Source organism: Psychrobacillus soli (assembly GCF_006861775.1).
GTDB classification, from domain to species: Bacteria; Bacillota; Bacilli; order Bacillales_A; family Planococcaceae; genus Psychrobacillus; species Psychrobacillus soli.
In genome coordinates this window covers 82,702-102,913 of sequence record NZ_VDGG01000009.1, presented here as the reverse complement: position 1 = coordinate 102,913, position 20,212 = coordinate 82,702, and the positions used below count along the sequence as shown (strand labels likewise).

The 20,212-nt window shown below is 37.4% G+C and carries 24 protein-coding genes; 12 read left to right on the top strand and 12 right to left on the bottom strand.

Features of this window, described 5'->3' with window-relative positions:
• Nucleotides 1-459 precede the first annotated feature (459 nt).
• The 4 genes from adh (at nucleotide 460) to FG383_RS05955 (ending at nucleotide 3,950) form a co-directional block, all read left to right on the top strand.
• Nucleotides 460-1,980 carry an aldehyde dehydrogenase gene (gene adh, locus FG383_RS05970; protein WP_142605929.1) on the top strand — a complete coding sequence of 507 codons (1,521 nt, stop codon included), beginning with the start codon at nucleotides 460-462 and terminating at the stop codon, nucleotides 1,978-1,980.
• A gap of 21 nt (nucleotides 1,981-2,001) precedes the next feature.
• Entirely contained in the window at nucleotides 2,002-2,358 is a 357-nt protein-coding gene (locus FG383_RS05965) for a DUF779 domain-containing protein (RefSeq protein WP_142605927.1), read from the top strand.
• 195 nt (nucleotides 2,359-2,553) lie between these two features.
• Nucleotides 2,554-3,285: an oxygen-insensitive NADPH nitroreductase gene (nfsA, locus tag FG383_RS05960; protein WP_142605925.1), complete on the top strand. Its 732-nt coding sequence runs from the start codon at nucleotides 2,554-2,556 to the stop codon at nucleotides 3,283-3,285.
• Nucleotides 3,282-3,950, top strand: a complete 669-nt coding sequence (locus tag FG383_RS05955) for a DNA alkylation repair protein (protein ID WP_142605923.1) — start codon at nucleotides 3,282-3,284, stop codon at nucleotides 3,948-3,950. The genes nfsA and FG383_RS05955 overlap by 4 nt, the downstream gene beginning before the upstream one ends.
• 63 nt (nucleotides 3,951-4,013) lie before the next feature.
• Here the strand turns inward: FG383_RS05955 and FG383_RS05950 are convergent, their stop codons facing one another.
• The 4 genes from FG383_RS05950 to FG383_RS05935 form a co-directional block, all read right to left on the bottom strand.
• Nucleotides 4,014-5,096, bottom strand: coding sequence for a CAP domain-containing protein (locus FG383_RS05950; RefSeq protein WP_142605921.1), 1,083 nt, complete (start codon nucleotides 5,094-5,096; stop codon nucleotides 4,014-4,016).
• A gap of 17 nt (nucleotides 5,097-5,113) precedes the next feature.
• Nucleotides 5,114-5,650 (bottom strand): superoxide dismutase family protein, encoded by a 537-nt coding sequence (locus FG383_RS05945; RefSeq protein ID WP_142605919.1) that lies wholly within the window; start codon nucleotides 5,648-5,650, stop codon nucleotides 5,114-5,116.
• Nucleotides 5,651-5,750: 100 nt separating this feature from the next.
• Nucleotides 5,751-6,920: an MFS transporter gene (locus tag FG383_RS05940; RefSeq protein WP_142605917.1), complete on the bottom strand. Its 1,170-nt coding sequence runs from the start codon at nucleotides 6,918-6,920 to the stop codon at nucleotides 5,751-5,753.
• An 11-nt stretch (nucleotides 6,921-6,931) separates the two neighbouring features.
• On the bottom strand, nucleotides 6,932-7,327 hold the full coding sequence (locus tag FG383_RS05935) for a MarR family winged helix-turn-helix transcriptional regulator (protein WP_142605915.1): 396 nt from the start codon (nucleotides 7,325-7,327) through the stop codon (nucleotides 6,932-6,934).
• Between the two features lie 184 nt (nucleotides 7,328-7,511).
• On the opposite strand from FG383_RS05935, the gene FG383_RS05930 reads away from it, so the two are divergent.
• Complete coding sequence (locus FG383_RS05930) at nucleotides 7,512-7,790, top strand: hypothetical protein (protein ID WP_142605913.1); 279 nt, start codon at nucleotides 7,512-7,514, stop codon at nucleotides 7,788-7,790.
• 30 nt (nucleotides 7,791-7,820) lie between these two features.
• On the opposite strand, the gene FG383_RS05925 is transcribed toward FG383_RS05930, so the two are convergent.
• From FG383_RS05925 to FG383_RS05910, 4 genes are all read right to left on the bottom strand, one after another.
• Complete coding sequence (locus tag FG383_RS05925; protein ID WP_425467630.1) at nucleotides 7,821-8,297, bottom strand: transporter; 477 nt, start codon at nucleotides 8,295-8,297, stop codon at nucleotides 7,821-7,823.
• A 73-nt stretch (nucleotides 8,298-8,370) separates the two neighbouring features.
• Nucleotides 8,371-9,543: an alanyl-tRNA editing protein gene (locus FG383_RS05920; protein ID WP_142605911.1), complete on the bottom strand. Its 1,173-nt coding sequence runs from the start codon at nucleotides 9,541-9,543 to the stop codon at nucleotides 8,371-8,373.
• Nucleotides 9,544-9,595: 52 nt separating this feature from the next.
• Nucleotides 9,596-11,275 carry a SulP family inorganic anion transporter gene (locus tag FG383_RS05915; RefSeq protein ID WP_246096873.1) on the bottom strand — a complete coding sequence of 560 codons (1,680 nt, stop codon included), beginning with the start codon at nucleotides 11,273-11,275 and terminating at the stop codon, nucleotides 9,596-9,598.
• A gap of 27 nt (nucleotides 11,276-11,302) precedes the next feature.
• Entirely contained in the window at nucleotides 11,303-11,629 is a 327-nt protein-coding gene (locus tag FG383_RS05910) for an ArsR/SmtB family transcription factor (RefSeq protein ID WP_142605909.1), read from the bottom strand.
• Nucleotides 11,630-11,774: 145 nt separating this feature from the next.
• Here FG383_RS05910 and FG383_RS05905 point away from each other — a divergent pair, with 145 nt between their 5' ends.
• Nucleotides 11,775-12,218 carry an ASCH domain-containing protein gene (locus FG383_RS05905; protein ID WP_142605907.1) on the top strand — a complete coding sequence of 148 codons (444 nt, stop codon included), beginning with the start codon at nucleotides 11,775-11,777 and terminating at the stop codon, nucleotides 12,216-12,218.
• A gap of 12 nt (nucleotides 12,219-12,230) precedes the next feature.
• Nucleotides 12,231-12,884: a hypothetical protein gene (locus tag FG383_RS05900; RefSeq protein ID WP_142605906.1), complete on the top strand. Its 654-nt coding sequence runs from the start codon at nucleotides 12,231-12,233 to the stop codon at nucleotides 12,882-12,884.
• 52 nt (nucleotides 12,885-12,936) lie between these two features.
• Here the strand turns inward: FG383_RS05900 and FG383_RS05895 are convergent, their stop codons facing one another.
• Nucleotides 12,937-13,761 carry an STAS domain-containing protein gene (locus tag FG383_RS05895; RefSeq protein WP_142605905.1) on the bottom strand — a complete coding sequence of 275 codons (825 nt, stop codon included), beginning with the start codon at nucleotides 13,759-13,761 and terminating at the stop codon, nucleotides 12,937-12,939.
• Nucleotides 13,762-13,910: 149 nt separating this feature from the next.
• Between FG383_RS05895 and FG383_RS05890 the strand changes: the two genes are divergently transcribed.
• The 3 genes from FG383_RS05890 (at nucleotide 13,911) to FG383_RS05880 (ending at nucleotide 17,000) form a co-directional block, all read left to right on the top strand.
• Complete coding sequence (locus tag FG383_RS05890) at nucleotides 13,911-14,927, top strand: serine hydrolase domain-containing protein (RefSeq protein ID WP_142605904.1); 1,017 nt, start codon at nucleotides 13,911-13,913, stop codon at nucleotides 14,925-14,927.
• Nucleotides 14,928-15,072: 145 nt separating this feature from the next.
• Complete coding sequence (locus FG383_RS05885; protein ID WP_142605903.1) at nucleotides 15,073-15,366, top strand: DUF6509 family protein; 294 nt, start codon at nucleotides 15,073-15,075, stop codon at nucleotides 15,364-15,366.
• 92 nt (nucleotides 15,367-15,458) lie between these two features.
• A complete protein-coding gene (locus tag FG383_RS05880; protein WP_142605902.1) occupies nucleotides 15,459-17,000 on the top strand; it encodes a Mur ligase family protein in 1,542 nt (513 codons plus the stop codon).
• 23 nt (nucleotides 17,001-17,023) lie between these two features.
• Here FG383_RS05880 and FG383_RS05875 read toward each other — a convergent pair whose 3' ends face one another.
• The 3 genes from FG383_RS05875 to rluF all read right to left on the bottom strand — a co-directional run bounded on the left by FG383_RS05875 (nucleotide 17,024) and on the right by rluF (nucleotide 18,621).
• Nucleotides 17,024-17,377: an ArsR/SmtB family transcription factor gene (locus FG383_RS05875; RefSeq protein ID WP_142605901.1), complete on the bottom strand. Its 354-nt coding sequence runs from the start codon at nucleotides 17,375-17,377 to the stop codon at nucleotides 17,024-17,026.
• Nucleotides 17,378-17,800, bottom strand: coding sequence for an SRPBCC family protein (locus tag FG383_RS05870; RefSeq protein ID WP_142605900.1), 423 nt, complete (start codon nucleotides 17,798-17,800; stop codon nucleotides 17,378-17,380).
• Nucleotides 17,801-17,916: 116 nt separating this feature from the next.
• Nucleotides 17,917-18,621 carry a 23S rRNA pseudouridine(2604) synthase RluF gene (gene rluF, locus FG383_RS05865; RefSeq protein WP_142605941.1) on the bottom strand — a complete coding sequence of 235 codons (705 nt, stop codon included), beginning with the start codon at nucleotides 18,619-18,621 and terminating at the stop codon, nucleotides 17,917-17,919.
• 94 nt (nucleotides 18,622-18,715) lie between these two features.
• Between rluF and FG383_RS05860 the strand changes: the two genes are divergently transcribed.
• Together FG383_RS05860 and FG383_RS05855 are read left to right on the top strand one after the other, a co-directional pair.
• The gene (locus tag FG383_RS05860; protein ID WP_142605899.1) at nucleotides 18,716-19,678 is read left to right on the top strand and encodes a DUF4003 family protein; all 963 of its coding nucleotides are present in this window, start codon (nucleotides 18,716-18,718) and stop codon (nucleotides 19,676-19,678) included.
• Between the two features lie 56 nt (nucleotides 19,679-19,734).
• Nucleotides 19,735-20,208 (top strand): acyl-CoA thioesterase, encoded by a 474-nt coding sequence (locus FG383_RS05855; protein ID WP_142605898.1) that lies wholly within the window; start codon nucleotides 19,735-19,737, stop codon nucleotides 20,206-20,208.
• Nucleotides 20,209-20,212 lie beyond the last annotated feature (4 nt).

The following is a 20,212-nucleotide window of genomic DNA, read 5'->3' as shown; positions in this document are numbered from 1 at the left end:
CAACTTCGCGGTAAGAATAACGACCGGATAAATAGAGCAGAACAGCTTGATATTTTTCTTCTAAGCTAAATCGTTTTCTCATATTATGACATCCCATTCATGTGTCTAATAAATGGGGTGCAGTGCATAGCGGTGAAGGCTCATCGCTCACCCCACGGAAAGCGTCCACCCAGCAGCGGAAATCCCAGCGGACACTCATTTTCAACGCACTACCACGCAGTATCTCTATATTGCGCAAACTATTATTTACCGGAAGCCGCTGATAATAATATACACTTAATTGGCTTTCTATTTTTCATTGAAAATATTAAACTTAATATTTGTAATTGTTTCTTTAATCAGACATTATAGTATTGAGACTATTTTTTTATTTTAATAGTTTTGAAAGCGCATACGCGAATAGATGTCTGCATATATATTTGTGATGTGCAAAATGATACTTAGGGGAGGAATTACAAAATGGTTTACGCATTTCCGAATACAGAAGGTTCAAAGGTTTCGTTTAAGGACAAGTATGAAAACTATATTAACGGCGAATGGACACCCCCAGTAAAAGGACAATATTTTGATAACGTTACACCAGTAACAGGTCAAGTGTTTACACAAGTTGCCCGATCAACGGCAGAAGATATCGAACTTGCATTAGATGCGGCACATGCTGCAAAAGACGCATGGGGTAAAACTTCTGTTGCTGAAAGGTCTAATATATTAAATCAAATTGCAAATCGTATCGAAGAAAACTTAGAAACGCTCGCGGTAGCGGAAACATGGGATAACGGAAAGGCAGTTCGAGAAACATTAAATGCTGATTTACCACTTGCTATTGATCATTTCCGTTACTTTGCAGGGGCAATACGAGCACAAGAAGGCGGGTTAAGTCAAATTGATAATGATACAGTAGCGTATCATTTCCATGAACCGCTTGGCGTTGTGGGACAAATTATTCCTTGGAATTTCCCACTTTTAATGGCGGTTTGGAAGTTAGCACCGGCACTTGCAGCGGGTAACTGTGTCGTGTTAAAGCCGGCTGAACAAACACCGGCGTCCATTTTAGTACTAGCAGAGTTAATTGGAGATTTATTACCTCCTGGTGTTTTGAATATTGTAAATGGTTTTGGCTTAGAAGCTGGAAAACCACTAGCATCCAGTCCAAGAATTAGTAAAATTGCATTTACTGGGGAAACAACTACTGGTCGATTAATCATGCAGTATGCTTCTCAAAACTTAATCCCAGTAACGTTAGAGCTTGGAGGAAAATCACCAAATATTTTCTTCGAAGATATTATGGATGAAGACGATGCATTTTTAGATAAAGCGGTAGAAGGATTTGTTTTGTTTGCTCTAAACCAAGGGGAAGTATGTACATGTCCTTCACGTGCACTTATCCAAGAGTCTATTTATGATAAATTTATGGAACGTGTACTACAAAGAGTGGAAGCAATTAAAACGGGAAATCCGCTAGATCCAACTGTCATGATGGGGGCTCAAGCTTCTACAGAACAATTGGAAAAAATCTTGTCCTACTTGGACATTGGGAAACAAGAAGGCGCGGAATGCTTAATCGGTGGAGAGCGTAATACACTAGAAGGCGAACTTGCAGAAGGGTATTACATTAAGCCAACTGTGTTTAAAGGGAATAATAAAATGCGTATTTTCCAAGAGGAAATATTTGGACCAGTAGTATCTGTTACAACGTTCAAAACGAAAGAAGAAGCACTAGAGATTGCAAATGATACATTATACGGATTAGGATCTGGTATTTGGACACGTGATATGAATACAGCCTATCGTTTTGGACGTGATATTCAAGCAGGTCGTGTATGGACAAACTGTTATCACCAATATCCTGCACATGCTGCATTTGGTGGATACAAAATGTCCGGCGTAGGTCGTGAAAATCATTTAATGATGTTAAGCCACTATCAACAAACAAAGAATCTACTTGTAAGCTACAGCGAGAACAAATTAGGATTCTTTTGATTGAAGAAAGGGAGAGTGTAGATGGTTGAACGCGTAGTTGCAACAGACGCTGCACTGGAACTCATTGAATTATTGAGAAGTAAACATGGTCCTTTAATGTTTCACCAGTCAGGTGGTTGCTGTGATGGTTCTTCACCTATGTGTTATCCAGATGGCGACCTTATTATAGGCGATCAGGATGTATTATTAGGCTCCATTGGAAAAGTGCCGTTTTATATGCATAAAAACCAGTTCGATTACTGGAAGCATACGCAGTTAATCATTGATGTAGTGAGTGGTCGAGGCGGAATGTTTTCCCTTGAAGGAGTAGAAGGGAAACGTTTCCTCACAAGATCCCGTGCATTTACAGAGGAAGAAAATAAACAACTACAAGCATAGCTAAAGAGCGAATGGGAGGGGCCGTAAAAGACTTCCTCATTCGCTCTTTTGCATGAAAAAGGAATAAATCATTGTTCAATGAAAAAACATAAGTTTGAATATGTTTAGTTGGAAGGGAAGGTTATATATTAATCCCGTTCGTTCTTTTCTTTCGGTATACTATAGATAACTATTAAAATGAAAGAGGTTTTGCAAATGGTAGAAAAATTATTACGTTCCCATGCATCGGTTCGAAAGTATAAAGACTACACGCTTACGAAAGAAGAGGTCTCAGCGTTAGTTGAAACTGCTCAAAGTGCTGCAAGTTCTCACTTTGTGCAAGCGTATAGCGTCATTTGGGTAACAGACACAGCTAAAAAAGAGGAGCTAGGTAGGCTTTCACAAAACCCTAAACAATTTGAAACAGCGGGTGCAGCATTATTACTATGTGCTGATTTTCATCGACTTCAAGTTGCAGGTAGACTGCATGACACGGAGATTAAAATAGATACGATAGAAAATGCGTTAGTTGGGGCAGTAGATGTTGCTTTGTTTGCACAAAATTTAGTTATTGCTGCAGAATCGAAAGGATTTGGAATTTGCTTCATAGGAGGAGTGCGTAATGCACCAGCAGAGATTAGTCAATTAGTTGACTTGCCGGAAGGAGTATTTCCGTTGTTTGCGATAACGTTAGGGGTACCGGATCAGCAAAATGAAGTAAAACCTCGTCTTCCTGTTGCAGCAATATTACATGAAAATGGATATGATAGCGCAAAATACGAATCGCTATTAAAGGAATACGATCAAACGATGGAAGAATATTATGCAAGCCGTGGTTCCAACCAAAAAGTAGCGAATTGGACGGAACAAATGGCAGAATACCTGGAAAAACCACGTCGTCTACATATGGCAGAATTCCTTGCAAGTAAAGGATTCCACTTGAAATGATATGGTCAATAGAACTTGTAAAAAGCTATATGGAACCTCATCGAAAAGAGGAAAATGCATTGCCAATGGCTGCGTATATGAAAAATCATTTTCCGTTTTTAGGTATTAAAACACCAGAACGAAGAATGCTATTTCGTGCACTTATAAAGGAAAACGAACTTCCGAAAGTAGAATCTATACAAGAGGAAGTTTGGGCACTTTTTCAATTAGAAGAGCGAGAATATCATTACGTAGCAATTGAATTGCTTGCCAAATATCAAAAGCAATTAACAGTAGAAGATTTACCTTTTTGCTTAAAACTTATTGAAACTAACTCCTGGTGGGATAGTGTCGATGCAATTGCTCCCAAAATAGTTGGGGATATTGTAAAAAGGAATAGAGTAGAAGGGGAGGCAGTGATGATCGAATGGGCGAGGTCTTCTAATATGTGGACAAATCGTGCTTCCATTTTGCATCAGTTGAAGTATAAGGAAGAAACAAACGAAGAATTATTATTCGCAACTATTAAACGACATGCTGGTTCGAAAGAATTCTTTATCCAAAAAGCAATCGGTTGGGTACTTAGGGAATATGCAAAAACGAATTCAGAAGTCGTTCGTGCATTTGTCGAAAGTACACAGTTAGCACCATTAAGTAAAAGAGAAGCATTAAAACATATGAAATAATGAAAGGGGCTATCTTAAAAGGATAGCCCCAATTTGTTACTCTTAATCGATTTTTTCACTGTATTATTTCGAGAAAAAATTTTCGGTATAGTAAGGGGTAGCATCTTCGTTAAAAGCGGTTCCTACACCTAGATTTCGGTAATCAGTATTTAAAATATTTTTCCGGTGGCCCATAGAATTCATCAATCCTTCATGGGCAAAAATGCTACTAGTTTGTCCGTAAGCTAAGTTTTCTCCAGCGTGCGAAAAGGTTAAACCGTCATCTTCTAGTCGGTCAAAAGGGGATTTTCCTTTTAAATTTTCATGACTAAAGTAATTGTGAATCGCCATATCCTCGCTATGTTTACGAGCTGTGTTACTTACAGCTTCATCATAGGTAAGAATAGACAAACCTCTACTAACTCGGGCAGAATTTGTTAAGTCAAAAAGCTGAAATTCAAATCCGGTCTTTAGTTCTTCAGATGGTTCACCAAATGTCGTAGTATGATTTTTTTCCACGGATTCCTTCATAATTTGTATGGCGGTAATCGTGTTATTTTCATGTAAATCGTAAAAGAATGTCACATAGTTATGATCGATTAGGAAGAGATCATACTCCCCTGCATCGGGTAAGATGTAGATAATATTTCCCTTTTTTAATTTCTTAATAGGTTCACCTAACTTAGCAAGAACTTCTTCTCGTGTACTATCCATACTCAACCCTAAAAAAGACGAATCAGAAGGCTGATTTGTGAACATGGCATTTACTGTGTTTTTATTATCGTACGAAATCATCATAAAGTTTTGATAGTTTTCATGGTACGTATGCCACACTAAATTGTATTCATTTAAGCTTACCCGTTTTGCATTACCGTGAATTTTCTCAATATCACTTTTCTTCATCCCTATGGTGATTTGATCTAATTCAATTCCTTCTCCGGGAATTGTTTGTTGATTGGAAGAAATATCGGTGGCTGGTTCCTCTTTTATTTCTTTCCAGTATGCTTTTGCTTCATTTAAATAGTGCATGACCTCTATGGAATCGATCCATTCATCTACAGGTTCTAAAAAAGTAAGGTCTACATATTCTGTGGCATGTTCTTCCCATAAAGGTCTAGAGAAGAAAATGGCTAAAACTAAAAGTAGCAACCAGCCTATTGTTTTCATCCGATTCACCTTCCAACCTATTTCTTAATTTCCCCACAAACTATTCTATTTCCAGAATTGCCGGAAGGATCCGTTTTATAATCATCTGCATTTTCATGAATAATAATAGCGCTGCCGTCTGCGTCTAGTAAAGAGTTACTTTTTTCAGCGGTTAATACAACGGCTTGAGAAACAGTTTCCAATTCAACTGTGCCGTCTTTGTCTACTTCTATGTTTGGTAAATCTCCTGCATGATAGCCTTTTGGATTTTGAAAACCATGCTCTTTATGTGTAGGGTTAAAATGCGCTCCTGCAGTAGTGAACTCCGGTTTCTCACATATAGCTGTTTCATGGAAATGGATAGCTTTCACGCCCGGTGTTAGGTCCTTTGCTTGTAAAAGAATATGAACTCCTTTTGCGTGTTCTGTGAGAGTTGCTTGTCCTATTTCTTTCCCTTCTGTGTTTATCAATGAAACTTGTACTTGTTCATTTAAATCTGCGTCTGCTAACGGAAAACTACATCCGCTAAGCATGCTTATTATTAAAACGAATAAACCAATATATTGTTTCTTCATCGATTTCCCTCCTAAATATATGCTCCTTCAAGTCTCGCCAAATCGGGGGATAATATACATATATATACGAAAAAATGGAAAAGAAAAACCGTTCAGCGATTTACGCTAAACGGTCTTTTTTCTTTTGTAGTCCCATAAACAATATAAGGGCTACGATAACGAATACGCTAGAAAACAAGTATAAGTTTTGATAGCCAAAATGAGTAGCGATGATTCCTAGTATGAAAGATCCTACTGCTAATCCCGTATCAAATAGTGTAAAGAATGTAGCGGTTGCATACCCACTTCTTTCATGCGTAGTGGATTGAATGGCAATTGTTTGAAAGCTCGGTACAACTGCTCCGTAACCAAGACCGATAAATGCACCTGATAGTAAAAATAGGAAGGGTGAATGCATGAAAGCAAGGAAAATAAGACCGATAACGAAAGAAAGTAGACCAGGAATAATAATATATTTTGATCCCTTTTCATCAAAAATTCGTCCTGTAAATGGTCGAGTTACTAGCATTACTATAGCAAATACGGCAAAAAAGCTACTTGTTAAATGTAATACCCCTTTTTGTTGTGAATAAATAGACAAATAGGAGAGAACACTGGCATAGGAAAAAGCGAGTATACTAGCATTGAGTGCAATAGGCAGAGCCTTTTTCTCAAAAAGGTCATTCCAAGTCAATCTGTTTTTTGTAGGGGGAGTGGCTGGTTTCTTATCTGCTGGTATCATTAAGGCTGAAAGAGCACCAACAATTAGTAAGGAAGTCAATGTAAGAAACATTACATCATATGAGAAAGACTGAATAATGGTCAATGTAACGAAAGGACCTACAACAACTGCTAAGTTAGTGGACATAACGAAATATCCTAATCCTGCACCGCGTCTAGATACCGGAATATTATCGGCAGCCAAAGATCCACTTGCGGTCGTTGCAATACTAAAGAAAATTCCTTGCATAAGTCGTAAAACTAATAGTAGCTCATAAGGTTCAACAAAATAATAGAGTGCAGTACATATCAGATAGAGCACTAAAGCAGACCAAAGCACTTTCCGCTTCCCTATTAACTCTAATATCTTTCCAGAGAATGGTCGTACAATAATAGCAGAGATTAAAAAGATAGTCATTAATAAACCCGCATCTTCATCTGATCGAGACAAAATGTCCGTTGCATACAGGGGAAGTGCGGATACTAAACCATAAAATACAATAAATATAGAAAAGTTTGTTGCAAACAAACTGATAAATGATTTTGTCCATATAGGCTCTTTTTTTTCCAACGTATTACTCCTTACTTAATTTTGCGTAAAAGCTCGATGAATATAGCTTCTTCCTCTTTTGTAAGACCTGCTACCATTCTATTTTCAAATTCAAAGATAGAATCTTTAATGGTTTGGAAGTCTTGTGAAGCCTTTTCTGATAAATGTACGATTTTTTCGCGACGATCTTTTCCAGGACGGATGTCGACCCATCCAAGCTCCACTAAGCGATAAACTGTGCGAGTAATTGTTGGAGCTTCCACGTTTAAATACTTCCATATTTGTGTTAAAGACATCTCACCATGCTTTTGAATACAGTATAGTACTGTCCATTGCGAAGCGTATAGATTATGTTTTTTTAAAGTGAGATTTATTTCATTTGTTAAATAGCGGGATTTCTGAAAAAGTTCATGAAAAAGTGGGTTCATTGATCAAACGGCTCCTTTTTAAATACAGAAGAAATATATTTACTTAGCTAAATATATTTTACTATTGAAATTGCAATTTGTAAAGAAAAATAGAGGGAACTAGGTATTGACAAAAATTCTTGAATCGAATAATGAGGACTTGTCCAAACTAATTGGAAATGTGGTAGTGAGGAGGAAGGATGATATGACCAAGTTTCCTATAATACAAACAAATATTTGGGATTCTTTATGGGCGGCACCGATTATTATTGTTTTGACTGAAATTTTGAAAGTAATGTTACCTATTCGTTCGCAATACATATCGACTATTGCCACGGCAATTGGATTAATCATTTCTATTTTTATAAGCCATCCACATGATTTATCGGCAGGTATTTCTATGGGTTTTTTCTATAGTGGAGCTGCCATTGGATCCTATTCATCTATAAAAACGTCTCTTACGTCTTACCGTAATCGTGCATAAAAAAACCGAGCATCGTCGCCCGGTTTTACTTTAGAAGCATTGGAAAGATGAGATTCTATTTAAATCGGTTCCGTAATACGTCCACATACGTCCAGTCCATCTAAATCCAGCTACTGATCTTCTACCAACAAACGTTGGATAAAACCAGAAGGAATTTCCGTTTACAAGCCAGATGTACGTATTTCGGAATAAACACCCTCTTATAGCACCCGGATCAACCGCAAAAGTCCCTACAGACTGTTGCTGACGTTGGGGGGTGAATGACGGCGGTGGGCTTGTTGGTGGATTTCCTTCAGGATTTTGTTGTTGCCCTGGCGGTGGAAAACTAGGGGGTCCTGGCTGCCCCGGAAATTGACCAGGAAATTGACCAGGAAATTGCCCAGGGAAACGACCAGGGAACTGATCAATAGGTGGCATCATCGGCATCGTATTCCCCGGGAAATTTTGCCCGCCGGGTTGAAACTGATTTTGATCTTGGGAAAATGGAAATTGAAATTGATTGTTCAAAGTAAAAATCCTCCTTCCTTACATTGTCAAATTAGTATATGGAGGTAGGATTTTTATGGAACGGTGATTAACCTTATTGAATATAAAAAAGTGCTTTTTTTATTAATAGCTCACTAGATATCGTATTTTCCCCTCCGCCTTGAGCCATTTTTTCATTGCCTCCTCCTTTTCCATTTATGTAAGGAAGGACATTTGCGATTAATTCTTTCATGCTTCGTTCCACAGTTTCCCCTTTTGCAGCTACTATTTGAAGCTTGTTTTCATTTTCAGAAACGAGTAAACAAATTGTTTCAGACGATTCTGCTACTACCGCTTTTGCTAATTGTTGCAACTCCTGGATCGAACGGTTTTGAAAGGTGACGGTAATGACAGCTGTTTCTGTTTTCGATAATAATTCTTTCGCCTCATAGTGTATTAGCTTGTCTTTTAAATCGGTTATTTGTTTTTCAACTGATTTTCCATTGTCTAACAATGTCTTTGCTGCATCTATTAGCTTTTCTTCAGGCGCGTTTAGTGTGCTGATTAAATGTAAAAGGACTTGTTGTTTGCGATGTAAATGGGTAATGACTCTTTCTCCACATACAAATTCTAGTCGGGTATGTCTTTTTTGTTTTTCTGTCTGTAGTATTTTGATGAGTCCAACTTGTCCCGTTGCTTTCGGATGTGTGCCGCCACATGCGTTGTAGTCAAAATCGGGGATGATAACGAGTCGAATATTTTCTTTTAGAGTTGTTGCTTTTCGTAAGTTGTACTGGGCAAGCTCTTCTAATGTGACCCATTTCGTGTCGATTGGTCGATTTTCCAATATGATTTGATTGGCAAGTGCTTCTGCTTCTTTTAATTGCTCCTCGGAAATAGTAGTCGTGTCTAAATCGATGGTGGCGCTTTCCTTTCCTAAGTGAAAACTAATCGTTTGGAATTCAAATAAGCTTTCAAAAGCAGCAGATAAAATATGTTGTCCGGCGTGTTGCTGCATATGGTCAAACCGTCTATCCCAGTCAATCGAGCCTTCCACTACTTTTGTATTTATGGGTAGTGACTCTGCGAGGAAATGTCTTATTTCTCCGTCAATTGTTTCCACATTCGCAACAGGAATGCCGTTTAATGTACCGGTATCATGTGGTTGCCCACCGCCAGTAGGGTAGAATGCAGTTTCTGAAAGAACGACAAAGTCTTGTTCTTGTTTTAAAATATTTGCGGAAAACGTTTGTATGTAGGGGTTTTCATAATAAAGCTTTTTAGTCATTTGCAATCACTCCTTTACAAAAATATAGCATGATAAAGAAAAGACCGCATTATTAAGCGATCTCCTCTGGGCTAGATGATTTCTCGCATTCTTTAGTGGCAGAATGCTGACATCCAATACAATCTGGATGGTTAATCGTTTGTAAAGCATATTGGATTGCATCGTCTTTACTCGTGAAGAAATGATCCGAACCAATCAGGTCATAGGTACTTCCCCGTTTTAATCCATTTATAATCTTTTGGGGCGCTTCAGCAACGAATAGAATCCCATTATTTTTTTGCACGTATTTTATTACATTCAGTAAATTATCTTCTGCAGTAATATCGATGAAAGGAACGCTTTTCATATGAAGTATAAGTACGATTGCCTCTGAATGCATCGTTTCGATTACTCGTTGTTCAAATAGCGCGGCCGTTCCAAAAAACAAAGGACCATTAATCGTGAATATATCGATTTGTGGGCCACTATGGTCAGGTAATACTTTCGTAACGATTTGGATAGTGGTCATTTTTCGAATAAAAAGCACAACAGATAATAGTAATCCAACTAATACAGCAGTTGTAATACTAGTGAAAACGGTAAAGAAAAAAGTTGTCAATAAAACAAGAGACTCGCCATTTTTAAGTGTCAAAACTCGACTAAATGCTCTCCGTTCACTCATATTCCATGCTACCATCATAAGCACTGGTGCAATGCTTGCAAGCGGAATTTTGGATGCGAATGGAGCAAAAAGTAATAAAGTCATTAAAACGATTAATCCATGAATAACTCCCGACATTCTAGAAACAGCACCGGATTTAATATTGGTAGCAGTTCTAGCAATCGCTCCAGTAGCAGGGATACCACCGAAAAGGGGAGTGACGATATTAGCAATTCCTTGCCCGATTAATTCTTTATTACTATTATGTTTTGTACCAGATATTGTATCGGCAACAACTGCAGATAGGAGTGATTCTATCCCTCCAAGCACAGCAATTGCAAAGGCAGGAACGATTAATCGTTGTATCCTCTCCCAACTTAGCTCGGGAAGATGAAATGCTGGAAGTGAATTAGGAATACCTCCATATGCAGAACCAATTGTCGCTATTTGGTCCGTAAAAAAGAAGTAACCAATTAATGTAGATATGAAAAGACCAATAATGGGGCTAGGAACTTTAGGAAAGATTTTTGGTGTAACAAGTATGAAAAAGAAACAAATAGCGCTGATGGCAATACTATAAGCATTGAATGCAGGAAAATGAATGACAATTTCCTGCATATTTGCAATAAAGCTTTCATGTTTTTCAATGCCTTCCAGACCAAAAAAGTTTGCGATCTGTCCAGTAAAAATAATAATAGCGATACCTGCAGTAAAGCCAATCGTAACGGGTCGTGGGATAAACTTGATAAGCGAGCCAATTTTGAATATCCCCATGATGACTAAAATTATTCCTGCTAACAATCCAGCAAGAAGAAGGTCTTCGTAACCATATGCTATAACAATACCAAGCAGAATAGGTACGAAGGCACCCGTCGGACCGCCAATTTGAAACTTAGAGCCACCGAATATCGCAATAATGATCCCTGCAATAATTGTTGTGTAAATTCCATATTCCGGTTTAACTCCAGACGCAATAGCAAAAGCCATTGCTAGTGGAATAGCAATGACACCAACGATCAATCCAGAAAGTAAATCTTTCTGAAGATGATGTAAGGAATAATTTCCTTTATTTAACTGAAATGGCCCTTTCACATATACCCCTTCTTTTTCTCCCTATTTTTACTGCTCTTCTAATTCTTCATACATCGATAAAGTATCGATTAAATGATTGTTAAAAAGTTCTTTTGCTACGTTTAGCAAATCTACAATTGCTGGGTCGCGCAATGAATAGACAACCCGTTTTCCGTCTTTGATACCAAGGACGATGTTTTTTGCTCGAAGTACGCTTAATTGTTGAGAAACGGTAGAGCCCGAGCTTCCTATAATTTCTTGTATTTCATTGACACTTTTTTCTCCAGTCGAAAGAATTTCTAAAATTCGAATTCGCAATGGATGAGAAAGTGCTTTGAAGAAATCAGCTTTAAATTGTTGTAAATCACTCCACATAAAAACGCTCCTAAATTATACATATTTAAATATTTGAATATGTTGATATTATTATCATAAGATGAACTCAAGGAATTTGCAATAGTATTTAGACAATTGTTTTAATATACTAATAGTAAAGCAAGGAAGAATCGAGGAAAGCATCATGAATGAAAGAGCGCAAGAGTATTGGAAGACATTTTGGGCTGGAAAAGACGAACCCAAATCAGTTAGTGCATGGCAATTCGGAGCAAGTCCAGATGAATTAGCGCAGCTTGTAGTAGATGGAGTGAAATCTGCAACATGCTCGGGGCATCTATTTTATGAGATAGAAAAAGAACCACTGCCAAAGGTTGATGACTACAGTATTGTATTAAATAGTAAAGATGAACCTGTTTGCATCATTCGAACTTCTGAAGTGAACATCATGCCTATGAATGAAGTACCGGAAGAATTTGCGTATGCAGAAGGAGAGGGAGATCGTTCCTACAAGTATTGGAAAGATGTGCATATTGAATTTTTTACAAGTGCATTAAATGAAGTAGGATTAGAGTTTTCTGAGGATATGCTTTTAGTTTGTGAGCGTTTTGAATTGATAGACGTCAAATAATGGGGTGAGAAAATGTTTCAAGCAGTAAAGCTATATACAGATAAACTAAAGCAACTGAAGGGCTTCTACGGAAATGTATTAGGGCTTACTATTGTCGAGTCCGGCAATGAGTATTTCAAATTATCTATCGGTATGTCCACATTAACTTTTCAGCAATCGACTAAAAAGGCTTTATATCATTTCGCTATTAATATTCCTGGAAATCAATTTACACTTGCAAAACATTGGGCAAAAGAAAGAGTTACGCTAAATAGGGAAGACGCAGTAGATGAAACTTATTATTCTCGTTTTAATGCAGATGCATTTTACTTTGAAGATCCAGCGGGTAATGTTATTGAACTAATTGCAAGGAGGAATGTAGATAAGTGGAGTGGTTTCAGTATAGACTCACTATTAAATTTAAGTGAAGTTAGTATAACGACTCCTTTTGTCCAAGAAGTAGGAGAGCAAATACAAAATATTGGCGTGCATGTTTCAGGTCATGTGGATATAGAGCGGGATGAGCTTAACTTTCTAGGAAGTAAGGATACATTTATTTTATTAGTCCCACCTAACAGGAGATGGTACTTTTCAAAAAGAATGAGTGTAACATCACCTATTGAAATAGAACTTAATGATGGGCAAACGATTATAGTGTCGGAAGATGGAAAAATAGTAACAACATAATGAAAAGTGACTAAGCAACCTTTTAGAGAGGTTACATAGTCACTTTTTCTTATTAAGAGTTCTCCTTCAATGCTTGCATTAAGCTCGAATACGTTTTAATGCTCGTAAAATCGATATCGAGGGAAATAACCGATTGCGCTAGTTCGGGGCGAATACCTGAATAAATCGCTTCCACACCGATAAGATTAAGCGCTACTAGTAGTTGATATAAATGATTTACAACCATTGAATCTAATACATTAACTGCGGAGAAATCAATAAAAATAGTAGTAAGATTTTTGGTTGAGCATTGCGCTAAAGTAGATTCAAAAATTACTTTTGCTCGCTCTGGATCAATACTTCCAACAAGAGGTAGCACACCGATACCTTCTTTAATAGGAATGACAGGGCTACTAAGTTCTGTAATTAATGCTTGTTTAGCAATTAGAATTTTTTGTGAGTATTCGTGATGGTGTTTAGCAAAAATCTCAAGGATATAATCAATCGCTGTATTCATCAGATCGGACCAAATAGCCACTTCAATACCTGTAACTTTTTCATCTGTCTGTTCGATAAATTTTTCGACAAAATTCCAAAATATTTTCCGGACTTTGTTGAAGCCATGAATACTTTCGTAAAGAGGAAAAGACTCTTCCACTCGCATCTCTGCCACTTGGAATGCCCGATTTTCGATATATAATCGGTAGTCTTTTTTATCTTGGATGTAGACGGAGGAAATCGCCTCTAATAGCGAACTGTTTTCATTTCTCAGGAATCCTTCCGTGTCGGGTGTAGCATAGGATGGATTGTCCAAAAGTTTAGCTGCTAGCCACTCATCGGTTATATTGGATTTGTTTTCCATGAGAAAGTTATATAACTCCTTGTTCAAATCACTCATTCTTTATTCTCCTTCACCGTTCGTTCTAGTAAGTATATTGTAGAATACTACTGACTTATATTCTAGTCATGACTATGCGAAGACTATGAATAATAGTGTACAATGGAAGAAACAATAGACTTTGCAAAATGATAAAGCGGGTGATACGAATGAGAAATGGGTTAAGGGAGCATATTGAATATATTCAAACAGAAATTGGTTTTTCAGGATCTATCCTTGTAAATCAAAGAGGGCAAGTAATTGCTAATGGCAGTTATGGTTATGCCAACCGAGCAGATAAAATAGAAAATGAAACAAGAACCCGTTTTGGTATAGCTTCCGGATGCAAAATATTTACGGCAGTTGCTATTTGCCAACTTGTTGAGGAAGGTAAGCTTTCTTTCGATGCCAAGTTAAAGGAATGCTTAGATACCCCTTTCCCTAAATTTGATGAAAATATTACGGTCCATCATCTCTTAACTCATACTTCAGGCATTCCTGATTATTTCGATGAAGAGATAATGGATGATTTTGAGGAACTATGGATACAAAAGCCAATGTACCATATGAGACGACTTCAAGACTTTTTACCATTATTTCACCAGGCCGAAATGAAATTTAGCCCTGGTGAGAAGTTCCATTACAATAATGCTGGTTTTATCGTGCTTGGTTTAATCATTGAGAAAGTAAGTGGTCTCGAATTTAAGGATTATGTACAAAAACATATATTTGAAAAAGCAGAGATGACAGACTCGGGTTATTTCGCATTAGACTCTCTCCCTGAAAGAACAGCAATTGGCTATATAGAGCAGGAAGGTGGTACTTGGAAAACCAATATGTACTCTCTCCCTATTCAAGGTGGTTCAGATGGAGGAGCTTTTGTCACAGTGGAAGATATGCTAAAATTTTGGGATGCTCTTGTGAATCATGTTTTATTGAGTAAATCATTGACGAAAGAGTTATTGACACCCCATGTACAGGAAGAAGCGGATGATTTTTATGGGTACGGCGTCTGGATAAAGAAAAAAGGGGATACTATTTATAAGTACCATCTGATGGGTTATGATCCAGGGGTAAGCTTTCATTCGGCCTATTATCCAGAAATGGACGCTCAACTTGCAGTATGTGCAAATATTTCTAGTGGTGCATATAAAATAATGAATGAAATTGAGAAAAAATTTAGTTGATTTTTTCGGTCCTTGTTTTGTTTTCTGAAAAGTAGGATGTCTAAAAAGAACGTCGTAATACTAAGTACGATAGAAAGTATGGAGATATAATCTGTATTATTTTCTTTTCAAAACATGATAAACTGTATAGACGGAGGTGGACTTTGTGAAAATAACATCCTATGAGGTTGAAAAAATTAAAGATCCTACAGGTATCATTGCGGGCGATCGCTATGAGTTTTTATTGGGAATAGAAGTGCCGGAAGATGACGAACTATTTGATGAAGATAATTCTTTAGATTTACGCGTCATTTTAGCGGTAGTAGAAACAGAAGAACGTATCGTACAATACCATTTCTTAAATCGAAGTAATGGGAACGTGCTAGACTTCGCTTTGGAAGAGGAAGAAGAAGCAGAAGTTCTTGCTTTTTGTAAAGAACATTATAAAGAAGCAATTTAAAACCGAGAAGGGACTTCCTTCTCGGTTTTCTTCTTTTGTAATTTCGGGTAAACTGTAATATACAATGATTTCACAAAAAGGTGGCCACATTAATGGAAATAACTAAATTAATGGAATATGTCAACGTAATAGAAGTTAAAAATGCAAAACAAATAGATATAACTGGGCTTGCTTATAACTCACGAAAAATGGAACAAGGACAAGTCTTCGTTTGTGTAAAAGGATTTAAAGTAGATGGACATCAGTTCGCTGGACAAGCAGTCGAAAACGGAGCAGTAGCACTTGTTGTAGAGGACTTTATAGAAGATTTAGAAGTTCCTCAGTACAAAGTAGAAAACGGACGTATTGCACTTGCCACACTTGCAGATGCTTTCTATGATCACCCAACCCGAAAATTAAAAACGATTGGCATTACTGCGACGAATGGGAAAACATCTACATCGTTTATGACGAATGCTATATTAGAAAATCATGGGTTGAAAACTGGATTAATGGGCACGGTTGTCGTGAAAATTGGTGATTATGCAGAACCATCTGAACTGACGACGCCAGAATCACTGGATTTACAACGTTTTTATGCACAAATGGTGGATGAAGATGTGACACATGCAACGATGGAAGTCTCTTCGTCTGCGCTTGAATTGAACCGAGTAGGCTGCGTGGATTTTGACATTGTTACGTTGAATAATATTAGCCGAGAACATATTGACCTACATTCGTCGTTTGAAAACTATTTTGAACATAAGTCTAGTCTTATTCGTAATGCTGGAGAAGATAAAGTAGCAATCTTAAATTTAGATGATTCGTATTCGGCTTCACTTGTAGAACAAACAAAAGCAAAAGTCATTACTTACGGCGTAGAAGAGCAGTCCGCAGATGTTACTTGTAAAAACCTAGACTTATCAACAGGTCGTGCAAAATTTACAGTAGTAATTTCTAAAGATATAGTTACGAAAGATATCGTTATTCCGAAGCAGCAATTCCAAATTGAACTTTCTACACCAGGTTTCCATTCTGTTTATAATTCGATGGTTAGTATCGTTATTGGATTATTATGCGAAGTACCTGTTACAACGATTCAAAAAAGCTTGCGAGAATTTGTTGGCGTAGAACGTCGTTTTGAAATTATTTTTGAAGAAGACTTTAAAATTATCGATGATCACTTTGCAAATAGCGGAAACATTGATATTACGTTAGGTACATTAGAAAAAATGGATTTTAATCGTATTTCCCTAGTGTATGCTATACGAGGGGACAGAGGGGTAACGGTGAATAGAGAAAATGCCGAAACAATTGCTAAATGGGCGCCAAGATTAGGTATTCATGAAGTTATTGCTACATTAAGCCGCTCCCATGTAACGCAAAAGGACGTTGTTTCAGATAGCGAGCTTGCCGTATTTGAAGAAGTAATGGAAGAAGCGGGCATTAGCGTTCGTTTATACGAAGAACTACCAAGTGCAATTGAACAAGGCTTACATGACGTAGAAGAAGGCGATCTTGTATTACTTGCTGGTTGCCAAGGGATGGACTACGGTGCAAAAATAGCATTAGAGCGACTAGAAACAATTCGACCGAACGTAGATAAAAAGAAGTTATTCCAAGCACTTGAAAAGCGTGTAGCTGGAAATTCATGATATTGAAAAAAGACCGATGATATTTAATCGGTCTTTTTGTTATTTAAACTATCTTCGTCTTCATTTTCGACTACATGCTTCAATATAGACAATTTGTTATTCCAAAATTGTTCGTAGTAAGAAAGCCAATCTTTTAACTCTTGAAATGTTTCTGGTTGTAGACGGTATCTTTTTTCTCTACCGACTTTTTGTCCGCTCACTAAATTGGCTTCTGAAAGTATATGAAGATGCTTTGCGATTGCAGTTCGACTCATTGGAAAATGAGCAGTAATTTCGGCTATTGGCAGTTCCTGATGGGCAAGCAATTTTAAAACCTCTCTACGAGTTGGGTCAGCTATTGCTTGAAACACATCATACTTTTGTGCAGAAGAGGACAATTAGTTTTCAACAGCCTTTCGCAAGCCTTTTTGTACAATGCCCACCCAACCTTGAGACATTTTTTCATGAATATCAGCGCTTTTTTGATTTGCTTTTGAGATGATTGCATCTGGTTGTTTCCAGCCACCATGAATAAGTGTGAATTCTGTTTGATCCCCTAATTCTTTTAAAATAAAAGAAACGACCCAACCATCTGTATCCCATATAAATGAAAGCTTATTGGGAGGGTTTACTTCTGTTACTTTGCAAGGAGAAGGTCCAAAAGGTGATTGAATATGAAATTCATAACCTACTTCCAGTTTAAAGTCATTTGGCATAAACCATGATGCAATACCCTCGGATGTAGCAACAGTATCCCATACTTTTTGAATTGGAGCGTTTAAAATGACTGTTTGTGTAATATCTTGTAATGTATTTTCCATCGGATTCCCTACTTTCATTCATAAATACGAAACCTTTTAGTTTCACTTTATTTATTATATGAAACCATTTGGTGTTATGTCAAATGGATATAAAACAGTATGCTATGTTTGCACAATTATCGTTTTGGGGAATAGTTAAGTGTCGTGAATAGTTCTTTTTTCTCGATTTCTGTCAACTCTCTCCATTCTCCGATAGGGAGGCCTTCAATTGTAATATTCATGATTCGAATGCGTTGCAATCGTTTAACAGTAAAGCCAAGTGCAGAGCACATTCTTCTAATTTGTCTATTTAATCCTTGTGTTAATGTAATGTTGAACATATTTGGACCTAACTTTTTTACTTTACAAGGAAGTGTAGTTGTACCGAGTATGTTAACTCCGGCAGCCATTTTCGTTAAAAATGTATCCGTAATTTTTTCATTGACTGTGACGATATATTCTTTCTCATGCCCTTTTTCAGCACGGAGAATTTCATTGACGATATCGCCATCATTCGTTAATAGAATGAGACCATCTGAGTCTTTATCTAATCGACCGATATGGAAAATGCGAAGTGGATGATTCACATAGTCGACAATGTTTCCTTTAATGTGGCGTTCCGTGGTACTTGTGATGCCAACAGGCTTATTTAAGACGAGGTATACTAGCGGTTGTTCCACAACAATTGGTTTTCCGTCTACTTGTACATCATCGCCAGCTTCTACTTGGCTACCTAACTCCGCTTGCTTTCCATTTATCATAACTCTTCCATCTGTAATCCACTTGTCTGCACCTCGGCGAGAAACAATACCGGCTTCACTTAAAAATTTATTTATACGTATGATTGCCACCTACTTTTATTAGTTAAAATAATTATATCAAAGCGTGAAACCATTATAGTGCAAATTCCGTAAAAAAGAAAAGGAGTGAGCGAAGATGACGGTAAATGAAAAAATCGAACGAACGTATAATGCACTTAAAAAGGTTTTAGGGTGGACAGTAGATAAAAGAGTAGCATTATCACTTGCAGGGTATTATGTAACGTTAGAGAGAGAATTTAATGAAAAAAGATATAATGAAATTTCAACGCATATTAAAAACAGTGCTGGCATGTTTAGTCCATTGCGTTCTCACTTACATCCACTTTTCGTATCCACATTAGATGTAAGTGATTTGGGAGCGGAAGAAGCGGTAGAATTGCTTATAGAAAAAGCAGAAGCGTTAAAGGCAGCTTCTTTTAAGATGAATAGCTACACGTATTTAGCTGCGTTAATGATGGCTGATGACAAAGAGACATGGCCAGGGGAAATGAAGCGTGCAGAGCAATTGATGGCAGATATGAAAAAACATCACCGTTTTTTAACATCTACAGATGACTATCCTTATGCAATGTTTTTAGGAAAACTAGACGGTGACAGTGCTCTCCGTGCGGAAACGATGAACAAGTATTACAAAGAATTGAAGGATTATAAGTTTTACGGGGGAAATGAGTTACAATGGATGTCCCAAGTATTAACGTATACGAGTCCCAACTACGAAGATAGCTTAGTACAAAGAGCAGTTATTATTCGGGACGGGTTAAAAACCGTCAAAATAAAAACGACGGCGCCGCAATATCCGATTATTGGATTTATGGCTGCACTAAAATTAGGGGAAGATCAGTTAAGTGAAATCGTGACTACTTACGAATCAATCGCAAGTATGAAGTTGTTTTCTTGGTATAAAGAATCAGCATTGCCAATAGCGTTCGGACTTTCTTTAAGATCATCAAAAGACATATATGCAACTGCAGCAATTTCGATGGCAACTTCCCTGGAACTTATTTTGCAAGCGCAACAAGCGATGATGATTTCTACCATTGCAGCAACGAGCGTAGCAGCATCTTCCGGAACCAATTAAACATCATGGTATACTAACAAAGTATAGAAACAGACGATTAAAAGGAGCAATTAAATATGAAAACAAACCCGATGAGCCAATCTAGAACGATCCAGTCCCATTTAGTCCTCCCACCAGACACAAATCACCATCAAACGATTTTTGGTGGAAAAGTACTTGCTTATATCGACGAGATTGCAGCAATTACTGCAATGAAGCATGCAAAAGGTGCGGTTGTGACAGCATCAATCGATTCGGTGGATTTTGTTTCTTCTGCAAGGGTCGGGGATGTCATTGAACTAGATGCAATTGTTTCTTCAACTGGTCGTTCTTCGATGGAAGTATATGTACGCGTAACATCGATGAATGTTCTGACTGGAGAAGAAAAGCTAACAACCGAGTCTTTTGTAACAATGGTTGCAGTGGACGAAAATAATAAACCGATTCCTGTAAAAGGTATTCATCCGGAAACGAAAGATGAAATTCGCTTATTTGAAACGGGACCTGCAAGACGGTTACATCGTAAACAACGCATGGAGATGAGATACTAGAAGA

Excerpts from the sequence above, each read along its gene's own strand:
- adh (WP_142605929.1), top strand. The coding sequence starts at position 460 with ATGGTTTACGCATTTCCGAATACAGAAGGTTCAAAGGTTTCGTTTAAG.
- FG383_RS05965 (WP_142605927.1), top strand. The coding sequence starts at position 2,002 with ATGGTTGAACGCGTAGTTGCAACAGACGCTGCACTGGAACTCATTGAA.
- nfsA (WP_142605925.1), top strand. The coding sequence starts at position 2,554 with ATGGTAGAAAAATTATTACGTTCCCATGCATCGGTTCGAAAGTATAAA.
- FG383_RS05955 (WP_142605923.1), top strand. The coding sequence starts at position 3,282 with ATGATATGGTCAATAGAACTTGTAAAAAGCTATATGGAACCTCATCGA.
- FG383_RS05950 (WP_142605921.1), bottom strand. The coding sequence starts at position 5,096 with ATGAAAACAATAGGCTGGTTGCTACTTTTAGTTTTAGCCATTTTCTTC.
- FG383_RS05945 (WP_142605919.1), bottom strand. The coding sequence starts at position 5,650 with ATGAAGAAACAATATATTGGTTTATTCGTTTTAATAATAAGCATGCTT.
- FG383_RS05935 (WP_142605915.1), bottom strand. The coding sequence starts at position 7,327 with ATGAACCCACTTTTTCATGAACTTTTTCAGAAATCCCGCTATTTAACA.
- FG383_RS05930 (WP_142605913.1), top strand. The coding sequence starts at position 7,512 with ATGACCAAGTTTCCTATAATACAAACAAATATTTGGGATTCTTTATGG.
- FG383_RS05920 (WP_142605911.1), bottom strand. The coding sequence starts at position 9,543 with ATGACTAAAAAGCTTTATTATGAAAACCCCTACATACAAACGTTTTCC.
- FG383_RS05910 (WP_142605909.1), bottom strand. The coding sequence starts at position 11,629 with ATGTGGAGTGATTTACAACAATTTAAAGCTGATTTCTTCAAAGCACTT.
- FG383_RS05905 (WP_142605907.1), top strand. The coding sequence starts at position 11,775 with ATGAATGAAAGAGCGCAAGAGTATTGGAAGACATTTTGGGCTGGAAAA.
- FG383_RS05900 (WP_142605906.1), top strand. The coding sequence starts at position 12,231 with ATGTTTCAAGCAGTAAAGCTATATACAGATAAACTAAAGCAACTGAAG.
- FG383_RS05895 (WP_142605905.1), bottom strand. The coding sequence starts at position 13,761 with ATGAGTGATTTGAACAAGGAGTTATATAACTTTCTCATGGAAAACAAA.
- FG383_RS05890 (WP_142605904.1), top strand. The coding sequence starts at position 13,911 with ATGAGAAATGGGTTAAGGGAGCATATTGAATATATTCAAACAGAAATT.
- FG383_RS05880 (WP_142605902.1), top strand. The coding sequence starts at position 15,459 with ATGGAAATAACTAAATTAATGGAATATGTCAACGTAATAGAAGTTAAA.
- FG383_RS05870 (WP_142605900.1), bottom strand. The coding sequence starts at position 17,800 with ATGGAAAATACATTACAAGATATTACACAAACAGTCATTTTAAACGCT.
- FG383_RS05860 (WP_142605899.1), top strand. The coding sequence starts at position 18,716 with ATGACGGTAAATGAAAAAATCGAACGAACGTATAATGCACTTAAAAAG.
- FG383_RS05855 (WP_142605898.1), top strand. The coding sequence starts at position 19,735 with ATGAAAACAAACCCGATGAGCCAATCTAGAACGATCCAGTCCCATTTA.